At 72.9% G+C, this 19,266-nt stretch carries 15 protein-coding genes; 2 read left to right on the top strand and 13 right to left on the bottom strand.

Annotated features, from left to right (window positions below):
- Positions 1 to 143 precede the first annotated feature (143 nt).
- From HUT19_RS27345 to HUT19_RS27330, 4 genes are all read right to left on the bottom strand, one after another.
- Positions 144 to 1,982, bottom strand: a complete 1,839-nt coding sequence (locus tag HUT19_RS27345) for an LCP family protein (protein WP_176183003.1) — start codon at positions 1,980 to 1,982, stop codon at positions 144 to 146.
- A gap of 13 nt (positions 1,983 to 1,995) precedes the next feature.
- Positions 1,996 to 2,607: a nicotinate-nucleotide adenylyltransferase gene (nadD, locus tag HUT19_RS27340; protein WP_176183002.1), complete on the bottom strand. Its 612-nt coding sequence runs from the start codon at positions 2,605 to 2,607 to the stop codon at positions 1,996 to 1,998.
- 59 nt (positions 2,608 to 2,666) lie between these two features.
- Positions 2,667 to 2,834: a hypothetical protein gene (locus tag HUT19_RS27335; protein WP_176183001.1), complete on the bottom strand. Its 168-nt coding sequence runs from the start codon at positions 2,832 to 2,834 to the stop codon at positions 2,667 to 2,669.
- A gap of 126 nt (positions 2,835 to 2,960) precedes the next feature.
- Positions 2,961 to 3,116, bottom strand: a complete 156-nt coding sequence (locus tag HUT19_RS27330; protein WP_176183000.1) for a hypothetical protein — start codon at positions 3,114 to 3,116, stop codon at positions 2,961 to 2,963.
- A gap of 104 nt (positions 3,117 to 3,220) precedes the next feature.
- Between HUT19_RS27330 and HUT19_RS27325 the strand changes: the two genes are divergently transcribed.
- Positions 3,221 to 4,411, top strand: coding sequence for a M48 family metallopeptidase (locus tag HUT19_RS27325; protein WP_176182999.1), 1,191 nt, complete (start codon positions 3,221 to 3,223; stop codon positions 4,409 to 4,411).
- Positions 4,412 to 4,517: 106 nt separating this feature from the next.
- Here HUT19_RS27325 and HUT19_RS27320 read toward each other — a convergent pair whose 3' ends face one another.
- The 5 genes from HUT19_RS27320 to proB form a co-directional block, all read right to left on the bottom strand.
- Entirely contained in the window at positions 4,518 to 5,600 is a 1,083-nt protein-coding gene (locus HUT19_RS27320; RefSeq protein ID WP_176182998.1) for a hypothetical protein, read from the bottom strand.
- A 163-nt stretch (positions 5,601 to 5,763) separates the two neighbouring features.
- Positions 5,764 to 6,402 carry a hypothetical protein gene (locus HUT19_RS27315; RefSeq protein ID WP_254885813.1) on the bottom strand — a complete coding sequence of 213 codons (639 nt, stop codon included), beginning with the start codon at positions 6,400 to 6,402 and terminating at the stop codon, positions 5,764 to 5,766.
- Positions 6,403 to 6,508: 106 nt separating this feature from the next.
- A complete protein-coding gene (locus HUT19_RS27310; protein ID WP_176182996.1) occupies positions 6,509 to 7,807 on the bottom strand; it encodes a glutamate-5-semialdehyde dehydrogenase in 1,299 nt (432 codons plus the stop codon).
- A 91-nt stretch (positions 7,808 to 7,898) separates the two neighbouring features.
- A complete protein-coding gene (locus HUT19_RS27305) occupies positions 7,899 to 8,381 on the bottom strand; it encodes a hypothetical protein (protein WP_176182995.1) in 483 nt (160 codons plus the stop codon).
- Positions 8,382 to 8,782: 401 nt separating this feature from the next.
- Entirely contained in the window at positions 8,783 to 9,913 is a 1,131-nt protein-coding gene (proB, locus tag HUT19_RS27300; protein WP_176187356.1) for a glutamate 5-kinase, read from the bottom strand.
- Between the two features lie 337 nt (positions 9,914 to 10,250).
- On the opposite strand from proB, the gene HUT19_RS27295 reads away from it, so the two are divergent.
- Positions 10,251 to 12,338: a hypothetical protein gene (locus tag HUT19_RS27295; RefSeq protein WP_176182994.1), complete on the top strand. Its 2,088-nt coding sequence runs from the start codon at positions 10,251 to 10,253 to the stop codon at positions 12,336 to 12,338.
- Between the two features lie 237 nt (positions 12,339 to 12,575).
- Here the strand turns inward: HUT19_RS27295 and obgE are convergent, their stop codons facing one another.
- The 4 genes from obgE to HUT19_RS27275 all read right to left on the bottom strand — a co-directional run bounded on the left by obgE (position 12,576) and on the right by HUT19_RS27275 (position 19,117).
- A complete protein-coding gene (obgE, locus tag HUT19_RS27290; protein WP_176182993.1) occupies positions 12,576 to 14,009 on the bottom strand; it encodes a GTPase ObgE in 1,434 nt (477 codons plus the stop codon).
- Between the two features lie 136 nt (positions 14,010 to 14,145).
- Positions 14,146 to 14,403 (bottom strand): 50S ribosomal protein L27, encoded by a 258-nt coding sequence (gene rpmA, locus HUT19_RS27285; protein ID WP_176182992.1) that lies wholly within the window; start codon positions 14,401 to 14,403, stop codon positions 14,146 to 14,148.
- 14 nt (positions 14,404 to 14,417) lie between these two features.
- Entirely contained in the window at positions 14,418 to 14,738 is a 321-nt protein-coding gene (gene rplU, locus HUT19_RS27280) for a 50S ribosomal protein L21 (protein WP_176182991.1), read from the bottom strand.
- A 263-nt stretch (positions 14,739 to 15,001) separates the two neighbouring features.
- A complete protein-coding gene (locus HUT19_RS27275) occupies positions 15,002 to 19,117 on the bottom strand; it encodes an Rne/Rng family ribonuclease (protein ID WP_176182990.1) in 4,116 nt (1,371 codons plus the stop codon).
- Positions 19,118 to 19,266: the final 149 nt, after the last annotated feature.

Below are 19,266 nucleotides of genomic sequence, written 5' to 3'. Positions count from 1 at the left end.
GTCTGGCACCCCAAGGGTCTCACGGCCCGCCGCCGTCCCACCGGGCCAGGACCCGGCGGCGGTCCGGACGCACCGCGGCGGCCGCCCGGAGGCGGCCGCCGCGAGGGTCCGGTGGCGGGATCCGGTGGCGGGATCCGGGGCGCTCAGCCCTTGCCCGTGTAGTCCCGGCCGAGGACCACCGTGATGTCGGCGTTGGCCGCGCCCTTGCCCTTGCGCACCGCGCTCGAGGGCAGGCCGAGCGTCTTGGCGACCTCCTTGGCCTGGGCCTCCTGGGCGGCGTCGGCGTAGGTGACCCGCGACGCCGTCTGCGGAGTGCCGCCGCCCTCCGTTGCGGAGACGACCGTAAAGCCGCCGTTGACCAGCGTGACCCGGGCCGAACCGGCCGCGTCCGCGGCGCCGCCCGCGTTGGTCACGCTGACCCGTGGGGCGTCGCCGGCGGTGTTCTTCACGGCTCCGCCGAGGATGTCCTTCACCACGTGGTCGGCGGCCCGGGTGCTGAGTGTCCCGTCCTGCTGGACCGGCAGCATCGCGGTGTTGTAGTCGCCGCTCTTCGCTTGCCCGGCCAGCCGGGCCAGCGAGGCGCCGAGCTGCTGCTCGGACAGCGAGGGATCGGGGATCTGGGCCAGCGACTCCACGGTGTTGGTCGCGCCCTTCTCATCGCTGGAGAGCTTCTTCAGCGCCGCGTGCATGACCTGGCCGAACCGGGCCAGCTGCTTGGTCTGGGGCTCGCCCGGCCCGCGGTAGGTGGCGTATGCCACAGCCGCCTGCCCGCTCAGGGGCTGCTCCCGGCCCTTCTTCACCAGCGGAGCCGCGTCCTTCTGCCTGTCCGGCACCGTCGCGTCGGTGGTCACGGTGATCCCGCCGACCAGCTCGACCAGGTTCTCCAGATACGGGGTGTCCAGCCGCCAGGTGCCCTGGATCTTCGAGCCCAGCAGGGTGCTCAGGGAATCCCGGGTGGAGTCCGAGCCCTCGTCGGTGACCGACTTGCCGAGCGTGGTGGAGCCGCCCTCCTCGGTGGCGACGGACAGCGAGTTGGGCAGCAGGACGGTGGTGCCCTTCTTGGTGGTCTCGTTGTCCACCAGCAGGGCGGTGGAGGAACGGCCGCCCTTGGTCTCGCGCAGATGGACGACGATCACGTCGCGCTGCTGCGGACCGCCCGCCGCCTCGTCGGCCGTCCCTCCGGACAGCCCCGGCAGCTTGCCCGCGACCCAGAGGTAGCCGACCCCGCCCGCGGCCGCCAGAACCAGCACCACGATCAGCGCGACCATGCGGTTGCGGCCCTTGCGCTTGCGCTCGTCGCGCCGCTCGGTACGGGTCTCGGCGAACTTCAGCCAGTCGATGACGTCGGAGTCCTCGTCGGGCTCCTCGACGAAGGAGAACTGCTCGGTGCGGTAGTCCTCGTCGGGCTCCTCCCCCTTCGCCGCCCCCGGCCCGCGGCCGGGTCGCGACTCGGCGGCGGACCCGGCCCGCGGCTCCTGGAGCGCCTCGGGGCTCAGCTCCTCGTACGGGTTGGACTCGCGCTGCGGCGGGACCGCCGGCGCCTGGTCGTAGCCGTAACCCTGCTGCCGGCTGTCGTACGGGTACTGCTGCTGCCCCGGGTACGGGTCGTACGGCTGCGCCTGCGGGTGACGCGTCCGCGGATGCTGAGCGGTCCGGGGGTGCTGGGGCGCCTGGGGGGGATGGGGATGCTGCGGCTGCTGCGGCTGGGCGTAGGGGTCGTAGCCGTAGCCGCCCTGCCCCTGCTGCCCGCCCCGGGGCTGGGCCTGCCCGTACGCGTCGTGACTCCGCTGCGGGTCGTAACCCTGCTGCGGGTCGTAGGGGGCCTGCTGCGAGTCGTAGGGGGCCTGCTGCGGGTCGTAGGTCTGCTGCCCCGCCTGCGGCTGGTAGACCGGACGCCCATAGGCGTCGTAGTCGTGGATCTGCGGCTCCTGGGCGTACGGATCCTGCGCGTACGGGTCGTACGGATCCTGTCCGTCATTCACCGGGGGTACCCCTTCAGCAGTCGTGCCGGTACAGCTCGCGCTTGTCGATGTAGCGCACCACGCCGTCAGGCACCAGATACCAGACGGGTTCGCCATGGGCGACGCGCGAGCGGCAGTCCGAGGACGAGATCGCCAGCGCGGGCACCTCGACCAGGGACACTCCGCCCTCCGGCAGACCCGGGTCGGCCAGTATGTGCCCCGGCCGGGTCACCCCGATGAAGTGGGCGAGCGAGAACAGCTCTTCGGCGTCGCGCCAGGTGAGGATCTGGGCGAGCGCGTCCGCGCCGGTGATGAAGAACAGATCCGCGTCACCGTTGGACGCCCGGAGGTCCCGGAGGGTGTCGGTGGTGTACGTCGGTCCGCCGCGGTCGATGTCGATACGGCTGACCGAGAACTGCGGATTGGAGGCGGTCGCGATGACCGTCATCAGATAGCGGTCCTCGGCCGGGGAAACCTTCTTGTGGCTCTTCTGCCACGGCTGCCCGGTGGGCACGAACACCACCTCGTCCAGATGGAACTGCGACGCCACCTCGCTCGCCGCGACCAGGTGTCCGTGGTGGATCGGGTCGAACGTCCCGCCCATCACACCGAGCCGCCGCTTGCCGGGCACCTTCTGCTCTTCCATGCGTGCAGACCCTACTGGGCCCGGTCCGCGGCCGGGGCCCGCAGGGCCCACGGCCCCGGTCAGCGGTCCCGGTTGAAACGGGTGGTGATCCACAGCAGCAGGAAGAGGATGACGAGCGCGGCGCCACCGGTCATGAACGGGCTGATGCTCGCATGGGTGTCGGTGTGGTGCTCGCCCCCCTCGGAGGCAAGGGTGGCCAGGGTGTGTGCGGTGCTGTAAGCGCTCATCGCAGGCACTACCTATCGGGGTCTAGGCGTCGAGTCACGTCGGCCACATCGTATGCGAGCCGAATTCCGCGCTGCTCGCCGTCCCGCCTTCGCCCCGGCGCCCTGGTTCGCGGTCCCGTCCGGCGGTCAGTCCTGCTTGTTGCCGTATCCCCGCAGCAGGAACCAGGCGAGCAGGGCCGCGCCCATCACGCCGACGACGATGACCGTGCGCAGCAGCGCCCCCGGTCCGGCGTCCTTGGAGGTGGCGGCGAGCACTTCGGTGAGGCCAGTCATATCGGGCATGTCTCCACGCTAACCCCCCGCCGGTCAGGGCCTAGGCTGGGGTCCGCCGGGGGACGGGGCAGTACCGAGGCAGTCCGGCGGAACATCGGCGACGAGGGGGCCACATGGGCGACAGCAGCACCTTTGGACAGGGTGACGGGCAGGAGCGGTTGCCGGGCCGCAACCGGCGGCGGTTCCCCGGCATCTCCTCGCGCGCGTACGAACATCCCGCGGACCGCTCGGCCCTGGTCGCCCTGCGCAAGCTGACCGGCTTCGACACCGCATTCAAGGCGTTGAGCGGGCTGCTGCCCGAGCGCAGTCTGCGGCTGCTGTACCTGTCCGATTCGGTGCGGGTGAGCGACCGGCAGTTCGCGCACCTCAACGACATGCTGCGGGACGCCTGTTACATCCTGGACCTCCAGAAGGTCCCGGCCATGTACATCACCCAGAACCCGCAGCCGAACGCGATGTGCATCGGCATGGACGAGCCGATCATCGTGCTGACCACCGGGCTGGTGGAGCTGCTCGACGAGGAGGAGATGCGGGCGGTCATCGGCCATGAGGTGGGCCATGCGCTCTCCGGCCACTCCGTCTACCGGACGATACTGCTCTTCCTCACCAGCCTGGCGCTGAAGGTGGCCTGGATCCCGCTGGGCAATGTGGCGGTGCTGGCGCTGGTGACGGCGTTGCGCGAGTGGTTCCGCAAGTCGGAGCTGTCGGCGGACCGGGCGGGGCTGCTGGTGGGCCAGGACCTCCAGGCGTCGATGCGCGGGCTGATGAAGCTCGCGGGCGGCCACCATCTGCACGAGATGAACGTGGACGCGTTCCTGGAGCAGGCGGAGGAGTACGAGTCGAGCGGGGACATGCGCGACTCCGTGCTCAAGATCCTCAACATGCTGCCGCGCAGCCACCCGTTCACCACGGTGCGCGCGGCCGAGCTGAAGAAGTGGGCCGCCGGCCGTGACTACCAGCGGCTCATGGACGGCCACTACCCGCGACGGGACGAGGACAAGGACACCTCGGTCAGCGGCTCCTTCCGCGAGTCCGCGAACCACTACGCGGAGTCCGTGCGCAACAGCCGGGATCCGCTGATGACGTTCGTCCGGGACGTGGCGGGCGGCGCCGGGGACCTGGGCAGCAAGCTGCGCGACCGGTTCACCGGCGGCGGCCGGACGGGCGGGGAGACGTCCCAGGGCTCGGGCTCGGAGGACACCGCGGGTGCGGACGACACGGGCCGGGAGGACGGCACCCCGCCCGGCGAAGGCCGCGGGGAGGGGCCGGGGGACGGGCCCGGGAACGGCCCGCGCAAGGGCTGAGCGAGCCGGGGAGGGGCGTCAGGAGGCCCTGCGAGGGTCTTGTGGGGCCTTTCCGCGAGTCCCCGCTTCCCAAGGAGTCCTACGGGCCCCGCGGGTCCCGCGGGTCCTACGAGGCCCCGCCCGTACGGGGCTGGGAGCCGGGCGTCAGGGCGCCGCAGAGCGAGACCGTGGTCCGGCCCGGTGCGTACGGGTCGGTCCCGCCGGGGGCGTCGCCCTTGGCGCTCTGCCCGGCGAGCAGCGGCCGCAGATAGCCGGAGGCGTTCGCGGCGCAGGTCTGCGGGCCCGCCAGCACGGCGCTCTGCACCAGCTCCAGATGGTGGTCGCGCAGATCCTCGCGGTCGAAGCGGAACCGCGACTCACGGCGCACGGTGAACAGCGAGGCGTGGTCCGGACCGCGCTCATGGGCCCGCTGCACCGCGTAGACGAAGATGTGGTCGGCGTTGACCTCCAAAGTGGCGGGGCTGCGCTCGACGACGGTGAGCGTGCCCTGCACCCGCACCGGGGTGTCGGCCAGGGTGACCTCGGCCGGGTTGAAGCGGGTGAGCCAGCCGGTGGCGGCATGGCGTCCGTCGTCCACCGGATGTTCGAAACTCTGATCGAATTGGTTCTGCTGGGCCGGGTCGAGCAGCAGCCGCACCGAGCGCACCGGGCCGCCGGTGAGCACGCCCGGATCGAGGGCCGAGGTGACCACGTACTCCTTGGCCGTGGTGAGCGCCGACATCACCTGGCTCTCGGAGAAGCTCTGGGTGCGCCGGGCCCCGGGCAGGGTGACCCCCGCGGCACCGGTGCGGAACTCGGCGGCCGGGCTGTTGCGGAACAGCTCCGCCGGCGCCCCGCCGGGCACCTCACCACGCGGTGCCAGCGGCACCACACTGCTGTGCAGCGGCTCGACGGTCTGCGGCGGCGGGGCCTGATAGGGGTGGCGCACCCCCATGTAGACGGCCGCGGCGAAGGCGAGGGCGATCAGCAGGATGAGGACGACGGCCTGCCGCGACGCCCCGGCCCTGGCCCAGGCGTGGCGGCTGCGCACCGCCCGCGCGTGCTCGCCCATCCGCTCCCGGGCGGAGAACTCCTGGAGCCGGGCAGCACGAACGAACGACTCGTCGAATACGACGGAGCGGTACTCGTCCTCACCACCTCCCGGGACGCCGTCGGGTGTCCCCTCGGGAGGGTCTCCACGCCCGGTCATACCTCAAGAGTAGGTCGCTCCGGGCAGCGGTAAACGCGGTGGTACTCCACAACTTCGGACAGCCCCGGGAGGAAACGCCGCATACCGCACGACGTGCTGGAAGAACGCGGTGCTCCACCGGCGTGCGGCGGCCGAGGGAGCGCCGACCCCCGGAAAGGCGGACTCAGGGCGACCGGCGTGCGGTGGAGGCGGGCGGCGTCTCGGACTCGGCCGAGGAGGACGGCGAGGGCTCCAGGCGCGGCGGCCCGGTCGGACTGCCGTCGACACCGCTGCTGGCGGGTGGCGGGACCGGGTCCTGGCGGTTGCCCGAGGCGCCCCGGTAGACCGCCGTGAAGGCCAGCGCGACCACGCCGACTCCCATGAGGACGGCCAGCAGCCAGGCCACCGGGCGCTGCCAGCGGGCATGGCCTCGATAGGGACGCCCGGCGCTGCCGTACCGCCCGTAGGGGCCGTACGGGCCGTAGAGGCCGTCCGGGTCCCGGCCGCGGCCGAAGCGGCCGTCCGGATCGGTGTCGTCCGGGTCGTAGCCGAACTCGGCCTCGCCGTCCGGGCCGTAGCCGTCCTCGAACAGCTCGTCCTCGGAGGGCACCCCGGCGGGGCGCCGCCGGGACGCCTCGGCCTCGGCGCGGGCCTGGGCGGCGGCCAGCATCCGTTCCACGGCGGTCGGTTCATGGATCGGGGCCGACCGTACGAAGTCCTCGTCGAAGACCACGGCGGCGAACTCGTCGTTCACCTCACCGTGGCTGCGGTCGTCGGGCTCGTCGCCGTTCGGGAACGGCTTGCCCCCCACGTCGTCCGGCACCCATTCAGAGTAGACCGGACGGGTCAATTTGGGCAGGGCGAAATGGTATTCGGGGGAAGATCCACCCCAGCGGGACCCAGCGGCGGACGTCCCCCGAACGGGTGAGTCAGCGGGTGTGCCCGTCGCCGGTGACAATGTATTTGGTCGAGGTCAGCTCGGGCAGTCCCATGGGGCCGCGGGCGTGCAGCTTCTGGGTGGAGATGCCGATCTCGGCGCCGAAGCCGAACTGTCCGCCATCCGTGAAACGGGTGGAGGCGTTGACGGCGACCGTGGTGGAGTCCACCAGTTGGGTGAAGCGGCGGGCGGCCGCCTGGGAGGCCGTCACGATGGCCTCGGTGTGACCGGAGGACCACAGCCGGATGTGGGACACCGCGGCCTCCAGGGAGTCCACCACCGCCGCCGCGATGTCGTACGACAGGTATTCGGTCTCCCAGTCGTCCATCACCGCCGGGACGACGGTGGCCTTGGATCCCTCCGCGAGCGCCACCACGCGCTCGTCACCGTGCACGGTGACCCCGGCCTCGGCCAGCGCCTCCAGGGCGCGCGGCAGGAACTTCGGCGCGATGTCCTGGTGCACCAGCAGCGTCTCGGCCGCGTTGCACACGCTCGGTCGCTGGGCCTTGGAGTTCACCAGGATGTCGACCGCCATGTCGAGATCGGCCTGCGCGTCCACGTACACATGGCAGTTGCCGGTGCCGGTCTCGATGACCGGAACCGTCGACTCCTCGACGGTGGCGCGGATCAGGGACGCGCCGCCGCGCGGGATCAGCACATCGACCAGACCGCGGGCGCGCATCAGCTCGCGCACCGACTCCCGGCTCTCGCCCGGCACCAACTGCACGGCGTCCGCGGGCAGTCCGGCACCGCCGACGGCGTCCCGCAGGACCTTCACCAGCGCGCTGTTGGAGTGGTACGCGGACGAAGAGCCGCGCAGCAGTACGGCGTTGCCCGACTTCAGGCACAACGCGGCCGCGTCCACCGTCACATTGGGCCGGGCCTCGTAGATGATCCCGACGACGCCGAGCGGCACCCGCACCTGGCGCAGGTCGATCCCGTTGGGCAGGGTCGAGCCGCGCACCACCTCGCCGACCGGATCGGGCAGCGCGACCACATCCCGGACGTCCGAGGCGATGGCCCGCACCCGCTCGGGAGTGAGGGTCAGCCGGTCGACGATGGCGTCGCTGGTGCCCGCCTCACGGGCCCGGCTCACATCGGCAGCGTTCGCCTCGACGATCTCCTTGGTGCGCACCTCGAGGGCGTCGGCCATGGCGAGCAGCGCGTCGTCCTTGACGGCGCGCGGCAGCGGGGCGAGATCGGCGGCGGCGGCCCGGGCCCGGTAGGCGGCCTGGAGGACCGGAGACTTCGGCCAGGGGTCGGTGAGCGGCGACGTGGGTGCGCTGGTCATGCAGGCAGCCTACTGAGCCGGTGGGCCCGATCCGGCCGCTGTTCCGCTCCTCGAGATGGTGTTCTCACATTCCGGGGGTGCACATGCGTCCTCAGAACGGGTGCACACCCACCGGGGAGGCGGGCGGCGGGCCGTAGCCCTCCGCGATCCGCTGGTGATACGTGTCACGGTCGATGACCTCGAGCCCCACGATCTCCCACGGCGGGAGGTTGGCCGTGGAGCGGTGCTCACCCCACAGCCGCAGCGCGACCGCCGCCGCGTCGTGCAGATCACGGGCCTCTTCCCAGTAGCGGATCTCGGCATGATCGTTGGCGTAGCGGCTGGTCAGCAGGAAAGGGTGGTCGTGGGCCAGCTGCTCCAGGGCCCGCCGGACCTCCCGCAGCGGCGCCTCGACGCCCGAGACGCTGAGGGTGATGTGCCACAGCCGGGAGCTCTCGACGCGCCCGGCGGCCCGCGCCGTGGCGCCCCCGGTCCCGGCCTCCGCGGCCGCCGCCCCGGCGTCGCCCGTTCCGACACTGGTCAGGGTGCGCTCCGCCGCCCCTCTGGGCGACGCCCCCGGGCGCCCTCGTCTCACCGGCGGCCTCCTGTAGCTCGCTGCTCCGCTCATCCGCGGGCGGAGCACTAGTGGCGGTGTGGCTGATGATCCGCGGCTTCGGCTTCCGCTCCGGGGCCGCCGCGGCCCATCACGGACCCGCTGCCCTCGCGGCCCCGTGGACAAAGTTGACCAGCCCCGGCGGTGCCGCGGGGCGTTTTTGCACAAGGTCTCCAAGGAATGACGCGGACTTGTCGCGAATTCCTCCCCTTCTCCCCCGCCCCGCCGCCCGCTTTCCCCCCGCCCCGCCACCCGCTTCACCCCCGCCCGCGCCGTCTTCCCACCCTCGCGCGCCGTCTTCTCCACCCTCGCGCGGGCGGGAGAGCCGGTGCGCGGGGGCCGGGGTGCCCGGACCCGCGCCCGCCGGCGCCCCGGGCGCGGCCTCAGCGGTCCAGCACCACCAGATCGTCGCGGTGCACGACCTCGCGTTCGTAGGCGGGCCCGAGCTCACGGGCCAGCTCACGGGTGGACCGCCCGAGCAGCCGGGGGATCTCCTTGGCGTCGAAGTTGACCAGCCCGCGGGCGACCGCGCGCCCCTCGGTGTCCCGCAGCTCCACCGGGTCCCCGGCGGTGAACTCGCCCTCCACGGACGCGATCCCGGCCGGGAGCAGCGAGGTGCGGCGCTCCACCACGGCGCGCACCGCCCCGTCGTCCAGGATGAGCGCACCGCGCGGCGCGGAGGCGTGCGCGAGCCACAGCAGCCGGTTGGCCGAGCGGCGGCCGGTGCGGTGGAAGTAGGTACCGGTACGGCGGCCGAGCAGGGCGTCACCGGCCCGGCTGGTGGAGGTGAGCACCACCGGCACCCCGGCCGCGGCCGCGATCCGGGCCGCCTCGACCTTGGTGACCATGCCGCCGGTGCCGACCCCGGAGCGCCCCGCGCTGCCGATCGACACCCCGTCCAGGTCCTTCGGGCCCCTCACCTCGTCGATCCGGGAGGTACCGGGGCTCCTGGGGTCCCCGTCGTAGAGGCCGTCCACATCGGAGAGCAGCACCAGCAGATCGGCCCGCACCAGATGGGCGACCAAGGCCGCCAGCCGGTCGTTGTCGCCGAACCGGATCTCGTCGGTGGCCACCGTGTCGTTCTCGTTGACGATCGGCAGCGCGCCCATGGCGAGCAGCTGGTCCAGGGTGCGGGTGGCGTTCCGGTAGTGGGCGCGGCGGCTGGTGTCGTCGGTGGTGAGCAGCACCTGGCCGACCCGCCGCCCGTAGCGGGCGAAGGACGCCGTGTAGCGGGCCACCAGCAGCCCCTGTCCGACACTGGCGGCCGCCTGCTGGCGGGCCAGGTCACGGGGGCGCCGCTCCAGGCCCAGCGGGGCCAGACCGGCAGCGATGGCGCCCGAGGAGACCAGGACTATCTCCTTGCCGTCCGCGGCCTCCGCCCGGTCCCCCACCCCTTCCAGGACCTTCGCGAGCACATCGACCAGTGCGTCGACCCGGTCCGCGTCCAGACCCCCCGCCGCGGTGGTGAGGGAGGACGAGCCGACCTTGACCACGATCCTGCGGGCGGCGGCCACCTCGTCCCGTACCGCCGACCCGTCCTGCTCAGCCACTCCGCTCCCCTGCTCCATCCCCGGCCTCGTCACACGTCCGGACGCCGTCGTCACGCACCGTACGCCTCATGGAACGCATGCCTTGCACACTCATCATGACAAGGGGGAATCTACGTCAGACGCGCCCTCGCCCGCCTGCGCGTTCCAGACCCCGGACGGGGCCGCGGGGCCCCTTCCGATGATCGTTTGGGCCCGGTTCGAGGCGGTTGACACCCGCGCGGATTGCTACCGGGCCGGGCGGCGGCATACGGTCAGGGGTCCCCCTTTTCTGTCCGTTGCCCTCCTGCCAGGAGCCCTCCCAGTGCCCTCTGCCGGATTCGCCCCACGCCGGGTCGTACAGCTGACGGCGTTGCTCGCGATGGTGGTGTTCTTCACCACACAGCTCGTCGGCGCCGTGCTTCCGAACGTACCTCTCCTCATCGTCGCCTCGGCGTGTGGTCTCGCACTCGATCTCTTCCTCCAGCACAAGCAGCCGGGGCTGCTGTCGCTGCTGGGCAAGGTCCGCTTCGACGTCACGGTGCGCCAGCTGTTCCGCGACATGCTCATCATGGTCGGGCTGCTGCGGATCGAGGGCATCAATCCGCTGCATGAGCAGGCGCCGCTCACCGTGGCCCTGCTCGCCTTCTACGTGCTGCACTTCGCATGCCAGGCGGTGGCCATACTGGTCCGCCGCTCGCGCCAACTGCCGTTCGTGACCCGCAACATCGACGCGTCCGCCCTGCGGCTGTCCGAGGCCCCGCCGCGGCTGTTCGCCCGCCAGCACGCCCGCCGGCTGCTGCGTCTCGCCACCCCGGTCACCGCCGGTCTGCTGACCACCGCGGCCACCAAGAACGGCTGGTGGGGCGGTGCCGGTCTGGCGGTAGCGCTGCTGATCGCCCTCGGCGGCACGGTCCACCTCGGCACCTGGCTGCTGCCGCGCAAGCGGATCGTCAACGAGGCCAAGGCCCTGGAGTGGCTGGACGCGTGGCTGGCCGAGTACCGGCCGACCGTGGGCATGTACTTCTCCGGCGGCAACTCCTCCGCCTACCAGGCGAACATGTGGCTCTCCACGCTCGCCGCGCTCGACGGCAACCCGATCATCGTGCTCCGTGAGCGCTTCATGGTGCAGAAGATCGACGCCACCGACGTGCCGATCGTCTGCCTCCCGAAGGTCGCGCATCTGATGCGGCTGGAGCACTCCACCCTCAAGGTGCTGCTGCACCCGGCGAACTCCGGCAAGACCTCCCAGGTGCTGCGGATCCCCTCGATCAAGCACGCGTTCACCAACCACGGCGAGAGCGACAAGCTCTCCAGCTGCAACCCGTACGCCAAGGCGTACGACGAGGTGTGGGTCGCGGGCCCGGCCGCGCGCGAGCGCTACCAGCTCGCCGACATCGGCGTCGAGGACAAGGACGTGGTCGAGGTCGGCCGTCCGCAGCTCGCGCCCATCCGCCCTTACGCGGGCGTGCCCACGGGCGAGTTCACCACCGTTCTCTACGCGCCGACCTGGGAGGGCTGGGACGGCAACCCCGGCAACACCTCGGTGGTGCTGGCGGGCGAGAACATCGTCCGCGCGCTGCTCGCCGACCCCAAGGTCCGGCTGCTCTACAAGCCGCATCCGATGACCGGCTCCGTCGACCCCCGCGCGGGCAGCGCCAACGAGCGCATCAAGGCGATGATCGCCGAGGCGAACACCCGGCGCGACGGTGCCCGGCCCGGCCCGGAGGCCGCCGCCGAGCTGGCCCGGCGGGCCGATGAGCTCAACCGGCTCACCAGCACCTCCTTCCGCCCCAGCGCCGACGAGATCGAGCGGATGAAGATCCAGGGCGCCCCGGAGGACAACCGCGCGGCGGGCGTCGCTGCGGCCACCGCCGCATGGGAGAGCGCCTACTGGGCCTCGCTGCCGGACTGGGAGCACCAGATCGTCACCGGCCCGCGGCCGGCCATCTTCACCTGCTTCAACCAGGCCGATGTGCTGATCAGCGATGTCTCCAGCGTGGTCTCCGACTACCTGACGAGCGAGAAGCCGTACGCCGTGGCGAACACCAGCGGGCTGTCGGAGGCGGAGTTCCGGGCGGGCTTCCCGACCGTGCGCGCCGCCGCCATCCTCACCCCGGACGCCTCCGGTGTCGCGGAGCTGCTGGCCGCGGTCCGGAACCCGGAGCAGGACACGCTCACGGCGGCCCGCGCCGAGCTGAAGGTGCACCTGCTCGGCCCGTCCGACCCGCCCTCGCTGGTGCGCTTCAACCAGGCGGCGCTGGATCTGTGCGCCAAGGCCGACGAGCGCCGGGCCCGGATGGCCACCCGGCTGTCCGACGAGATCCCCTCGCAGCGGGAGGCCCGTGACGCGGCCGAGGAGATGGAGCTGGAGCCCGGCTCCCCGGAGCCGGAGGAGACGGCGACGGTCTGACCCCCGCTACGGATCCCCGCTACGGATCCCCGCAGCGGACACGAGAAGGGCCCGGGAGATTCCTCCCGGGCCCTTTGTCACGGGCCGCCGTCCCGAGCCCGCACAGCGCCGCACAGCGCCCTTCCGGCCCAGTCCGCGCCGTGGCCGGTCGCGCCCACGCGGCGGAGCCGCACATCGACACAGCCCCGCGCCCCCCTTCGGGGCGCACCGAACCCCACCGGCCTTCGGCGAGGCCGCTCAGAACGGTTTGAAGGAGTCGAACTCCTCCTGGGCCTCGTCCCGCTCCGCCTCGCGGTCCCGGCGCCGCTGCGCGGCCGGGCGCGGGGCCTCGAAGCGGTGATCCTCGCCCCGGCGGCCCAGCATCTCGGCGCCCGCGGACATGGTCGGCTCCCAGTCGAAGACGACCGCGTTGTCCTCGGGGCCGATGACGACCTCGTCGCCCGCGCGGGCGCCCGCCTTCATCAGCTCCTCCTCGACGCCGAGGCGGTTCAGCCGGTCGGCGAGGTAGCCGACGGCCTCGTCGTTGTTGAAGTCGGTCTGGCGGACCCAGCGTTCGGGCTTCTCGCCGAGCACCCGGTAGAAGCCGTCCTCGGCCACGACCGTGAAGCCCGCGTCGTCCACGGCCTTGGGCCGGATGACGATCCGGGTCGCCTCCTCCTTCGGCTTGGCAGCGCGCGCATCGGCGACGATCTTGGCCAGGGCGAACGACAGCTCCTTGAGGCCGAGATGGGCCACCGCCGAGATGTCGAAGACCTGGTAGCCGCGGGCCTCCAGGTCCGGTCGGATGATGTCGGCGAGGTCCTTGCCGTCGGGGACGTCGACCTTGTTGAGCACCACGATGCGCGGCCGGTTCTCCAGACCGCCGTACTGGGCGAGCTCCGCCTCGATGACGTCGAGGTCGGTCACCGGGTCACGCTCGGACTCCAGGGCGGCGGTGTCCAGGACGTGCACCAGCACCGAGCACCGCTCGACATGGCGCAGGAACTCCAGACCCAGACCCTTGCCCTGGCTGGCGCCGGGGATCAGCCCGGGGACGTCCGCGATGGTGTAGACGGTCGAACCGGCCGTGACCACACCGAGGTTGGGCACCAGCGTGGTGAAGGGATAGTCGGCGATCTTCGGCTTGGCGGCCGAGAGCACCGAGATCAGCGACGACTTGCCCGCGCTGGGGTAGCCGACGAGGGCCACGTCCGCGACGGTCTTGAGCTCCAGGACGATGTCCCCGGCCTGGCCGGGCTCGCCCAGCAGCGCGAAGCCGGGGGCCTTGCGGCGGGCCGAGGCGAGGGCGGCGTTGCCGAGGCCGCCGCGGCCGCCCTGGGCGGCGACATAGGTGGTGCCCTCCCCGATGAGGTCGGCGAGGACATTGCCCTGCTTGTCGAGGACGACGGTGCCGTCCGGAACCGGCAGGACCAGGTCCGTACCGTCCTTGCCGGAGCGGTTGCCGCCCTCGCCGGGCTTGCCGTTGGTGGCCTTGCGGTGGGGACTGTGGTGGTAGTCGAGCAGCGTGGTGACCGACTGGTCGACGACCAGGATCACATCGCCGCCGCGACCGCCGTTGCCGCCGTCCGGGCCGCCCAGCGGCTTGAACTTCTCGCGGTGCACGGAGGCGCAGCCGTGGCCTCCGTTACCCGCGGCGACATGCAGCTCGACGCGGTCCACGAAGGTGGTCATGACGGGTGCCTCCAGTTACGTACGGGGTCGGTGTGTCGTCGTTACCTGCGTAACGCGCCGAGGGCGGACCCGCTTCCCCGTCACGGGGAAGAGCGGTCCGCCCTCGGAAAGGTGTGCGGTGTCGCGCCGGGGCTGATTACTCAGCGACCGGAACGATGTTCACGACCTTGCGGCCACGGTGGGTGCCGAACTGCACCGCACCGGCGGCCAGCGCGAACAGCGTGTCGTCGCCGCCGCGGCCGACGCCCGTGCCCGGGTGGAAGTGCGTGCCGCGCTGGCGGACCAGGATCTCACCCGCGTTGACGGTCTGGCCGCCGAAGCGCTTGACCCCGAGCCGCTGGGCGTTGGAGTCGCGACCGTTCCGAGTGGACGATGCGCCCTTCTTGTGTGCCATGTCTCCTCAGTCCCTTACTTCGCAGCCGAGTCGATGCCGGTGATCTTCAGCGCGGTGTGCAGCTGGCGGTGGCCGATCCGCTTCCGGTAACCGGTCTTGTTCTTGTACTTCAGGATGTCGATCTTGGCACCCTTGTGGTGGTCAACGACCTCGGCGTGGACCTTCACGCCGGCCAGCACCCACGGGTCACTGGTGACGGCGTCGCCGTCGACGACGAGCAGAGTCGAGAGCTCGACGGAGTCGCCGACCTTGCTGTCGGACATCCGGTCGACCTCGATGACGTCGCCCACGGCCACCTTCTGCTGGCGGCCGCCGGTGCGCACGATTGCGTACACGCGGTTCTCACTCTCTCGTTCGTAGACGGGACCTCTGATGCCAGCCGCTCCACACGACCCTCCACGGGTCGTGACAACCGAGTGATTCCCCGCGACGCACCGTCGCTCGTGATTCACCTTCGGCCGAGCGGCCTCTCCCGACGGAGCGGGAGGGATCTGCTCAGGGGTTTGGCGTACAGACGCCGAGGGTCAAGGCTACCAGAGCCCGGAGGGGCACCTGCCCGGCTGAGGAGGCGCCCCTCGGCGTCCGGTGACGGCGGCCGTCAGTCGTCGGCGGCGGCCGAGACCGACTGCGGCGTCTGCTGCTCCGCCGCGGCGGTCTTCTTCGACGCCGACTTCTTGGCCGTGGTCTTCTTCGCGGTCGTCTTCTTGGCCGTCGTCTTCTTGGCCGCGGTCTTCTTCGCCGCGGTCTTCTTGGCGGCCGTCTTCTTCGCCGGGGCCTTCTTGGCGGCCGTCTTGCGCGCGGTCTTCTTCGCCGGTGCCCCGGGCTCGGCCGCACCGTCGGCGGGCTCGGCCGCGGGCTCGGACCCGGCGGTCGAGGGCTCGGCGGCGGACGCTCCGACGACCACCACGGCCGCGTCCTCGGCGCCGGTCGGCGAGCCCGCCGGGGCGGACACCTTCCGGGTCACCCGACGGCGCGTACGCGGCGCGGGAGCGGCCTCGGGAGCCTCGGCGGCCTCCGGGGCGGCGGGAGCCGGCACCTCGGCCGTGACCTCGGCGGCCCGCTCCGGTGCCTCCTCCGCCTCGGCCCTCTTCGCCTGGGGCGCTTCCTTCTGCTCGTCCGCGCCGACGACCACCACGGCCTCCCGCTGTGCGGCGGCCTTCGGGGCGCCCGCCGGGGCGGACGCCTTCCGGGTCACCCGGCGGCGGGTACGGCCACGGGTGGCGGCTGCCTCGGCTTCGGCGGCGCTGCTGTACAGCTCCTCGTCGGCCGCGAAGACCGGCTCCGGCAGTGCCGTGGGCGCCGCGGCCTCGGCGGCGGCCTCCTCGGCCGCCTCGACGAACGTCTCGCCCTCGGCCTCCGCCTCGGCTTCGGCCTCCGTCTCGGCTACGGCCCGCTCCTGCTCGGGCGCCTGCTGACCGGTGCCCGCGGACTTCTTCTTCTTGCGCTTGCCGCCGCCACCGCCGGCGGCCGACGTGGGCTGATCCATGTGGACGATCACGCCACGGCCGTTGCAGTGCACACAGCCCTCGGAGAAGGACTCCAGCAGCCCCTGGCCGACCCGCTTGCGGGTCATCTGGACCAGACCCAGCGAGGTGACCTCCGCCACCTGGTGCTTGGTGCGGTCCCGGCCCAGGCACTCCAGCAGCCTGCGCAGCACCAGATCGCGGTTGGACTCCAGCACCATGTCGATGAAGTCGATCACGATGATGCCGCCGAGGTCGCGCAGCCGCAGCTGGCGCACGATCTCCTCGGCCGCCTCCAGGTTGTTCCTGGTGACCGTCTCCTCCAGGTTGCCGCCCTGGCCGGTGAACTTGCCGGTGTTGACGTCGACCACGACCATCGCCTCGGTCCGGTCGATCACCAGCGAACCGCCGCTGGGCAGCCAGACCTTGCGGTCCAGCGCCTTCATCAGCTGCTCGTCGATCCGGTAGGTGGCGAAGACGTCGACGTCCGAGGTCCACTTCTGGAGCCGGTCGGACAGGTCGGGCGCGACGTGCGAGACATAGCCGTGGATGGTGTCCCAGGCGTCGCCACCGCTCACGATGACCTTGGAGAAGTCCTCGTTGAAGATGTCGCGGACGACCCGGACGGTCATGTCCGGCTCGCCGTAGAGCAGCGACGGGGCGTTGCCGCTCTTCGCCTTCTTCTGGATCTCCTCCCACTGCGCCTGGAGACGCCGGACGTCGCGGGCGAGCTCCTCCTCGCTGGCGCCCTCCGCGGCGGTGCGGACGATCACACCCGCGTCCTCAGGAACGATCTTCTTCAGGATCTGCTTCAGCCGGGCGCGCTCGGTGTCGGGCAGCTTGCGGCTGATACCGGTCATCGAGCCCTCGGGCACGTACACCAGGTAGCGGCCGGGGAGGGAGACCTGGCTGGTCAGCCGGGCGCCCTTGTGGCCGATCGGGTCCTTGGTGACCTGGACCAGCACCGACTGCCCGGACTTCAGGGCGGTCTCGATCCGGCGCGGCCCGTTGGCCAGGCCCAGCGCCTCGAAGTTCACCTCGCCCGCGTACAGCACGGCGTTGCGGCCCTTGCCGATGTCGACGAAGGCGGCCTCCATCGACGGCAGCACGTTCTGGACCTTGCCCAGGTAGACATTGCCGACGTAGCTGCTGGACTGCTCCTTGTTGACGAAGTGCTCGACGAGGACGTTGTCCTCGAGCACCCCGATCTGGGTGCGCTCACCGCTCTGCCGCACCACCATGACCCGCTCGACCGCCTCGCGGCGGGCCAGGAACTCGGCCTCGGTGATGATCGGCACCCGGCGGCGGCCCTGCTCGCGGCCCTCGCGGCGGCGCTGCTTCTTGGCCTCCAGACGCGTCGAGCCCTTGATGGACTGCACCTCGTCGGCGCTCGTACCGGACTCGGCTTCCTTCTTGCGGGGCTCGCGGACCTTGACGACGGTGCGCTCCGGGTCGTCACCGCCCCCCTCGACATCGACGTCCCCGGTGCGACGGCGGCGACGGCGGCGGCGACGGCTGCTGCTGGAGCCCCCGGCGTCCTCGTCGGCCCCGGCGCCCTCGGCGGCCCGGCCGGTGCCGGACTCCTCGGCGCCCTCGCCCTCGGCGGCGGTCTCGTCGGACTCGTCCTCGTATCGCCCCTCGCGCTCGGCACGCCCCTCGGCGCCCTCGGTGTCGGCGGCCTCACCGCGGCGACGGCGGCGACCGCCACGGCGACGGCGACGGGCCGGGCGGTCACCCGACTCCTCGTCGCCCTGCTCGCCCTCGGCCCGCTGCTCCTCGGCCTCGGACGGCTCGGCGGCCTCGGCGGATTCGGTGGTCCCGGCTGCCGCCTCGGCGGCCTCCGCGCGCTCCTCGGCGGGCTCGCCACGGCGGCGGCGACGGCGGCGGGCGGGTGCCGCGGCCTCGGCCGCGGGCTGCTCAGCCTCGACCTCGACCTCGGCCTCCGCTCCGGCGTCCTCGCCCTGGGCGGCCGCGGCCTCGGCGGCGGCGCTCTCCGGGGTCTGGAACACCGGCTCGGTGAAGACCGGTGCCTGGAACACGGCCGTCGGCGGGCGCGCGGCCCGGCGGCGGCGCGGCGCGGGCTCCTGCTCGGCCTCCGCTTCGGGGGCCTCGGACTCGGCGGCGGCAGCCGCGCGGGCGGCCCGGCGGCGGGTCCGGCCGCGCGGCGCCTCCTCGGCGGCGGGGGCGGCGGCCTCCCCGGCGCTCTCGCCCTCCTGCGCGGCGGCGGGCGCCTCGGCGGCCTCGGCGGCCTCGACCTGCCCGGTCGCTCCGGCGGGGGCGGTCGCCTTGCGGGTGGCGCGGCGGCGAGTCCGCGCGGGCGCGGCGGGCACGGTCCCGGTCTCAGCGGTCTCCTCCGCCGGGGCCTCGGCCTCGGCGGTCTCCGGCTCGGCGGTCCGCGGTGCGCCCGCCACGGCGGTCGCCTTGCGGGCGGCGCGGCGGGGGGTACGGGCCCGCGGGGCCTCCTCGGCCGGTTCGGCCGGGGCGTCGGCTGCGACTGCGGCTGGGGCGGTGGCCTCCTCACCACTGCCACCAGCGGCCGCCGCAGACGACGCGTCCTCGTCGGCCGACCGCGGAGCGCCCGCCGGGGCGGTCGCCTTACGGGTCGCACGGCGACGCGTCCGCGCGGGCGGCGCGGCCTCCGCGGGCTCGGAAACGGGCTCGGACGGCGTGTCGGCCGCGGCCTCGGCGGGCTGCTCCTCCGCCGCCACGACCGCCTGGGCGGCCTCCGGCGCCCCGGCCGGAGCCGTGACCTTACGGGTGGCGCGACGGCGGCTACGGGCGGGCGGCGCGGGCTCGGTGACCGGCTCGGCGGCGGGCTCGGGGGCGTCGGTGGACTCCGCACCCCGTCCGGCATCGGCGGGTACGACCGTTTCGGCGGCCTCGGGCGGTCCGGCCGGGGCCGTGGCCTTGCGGGTCGCCCGGCGGCGGGGACGGGCGGGCGCGGCGGCGGAATCGGTCTCGGGGCCGGACGCGGCGGCCGGCGCGGCACCGGCGGCGATCGGCTCGGCGGCGGTCGCCTCTGCGATCTCCTCGGCCGGTATGGCCGGCACGGCGGGGGTGACGGTCTCGGCGTCGCTCACCCCGCCCACCGGCGGACCGGCGGGCCGGGAGGCCGCGCGGCGGCGGCGCGGCGGCAGAGTGTCGCTGGGGGTGCTGTCCTGGGTGTCCCCGGGCGCGCCGATACGGGGCGCGTTCTGTCCCAGGGGGTGGACAGGCTGGACAGGTTCGATCGGCTCAATCGGCTCGAGCATGCGGGCGGTTCTCCCGTCACGCTCCCGGGCGCCGCGCCTGCTTCCGGCCGCAGCCGCGCGATGCGCGGGTGCCGCCGTCCGGGGCGCGGGCGCCGCACGGGAGCTGTTGTCTCGCTCGCCGGGACCGGACATGGCCGGGACCGGCGAAA

This window comes from Streptomyces sp. NA02950 (assembly GCF_013364155.1).
Lineage (GTDB): Bacteria > Actinomycetota > Actinomycetes > Streptomycetales > Streptomycetaceae > Streptomyces.
Note: the sequence above shows the minus strand (reverse complement) of the source record. Positions and strands in the feature narration are given on the sequence as shown.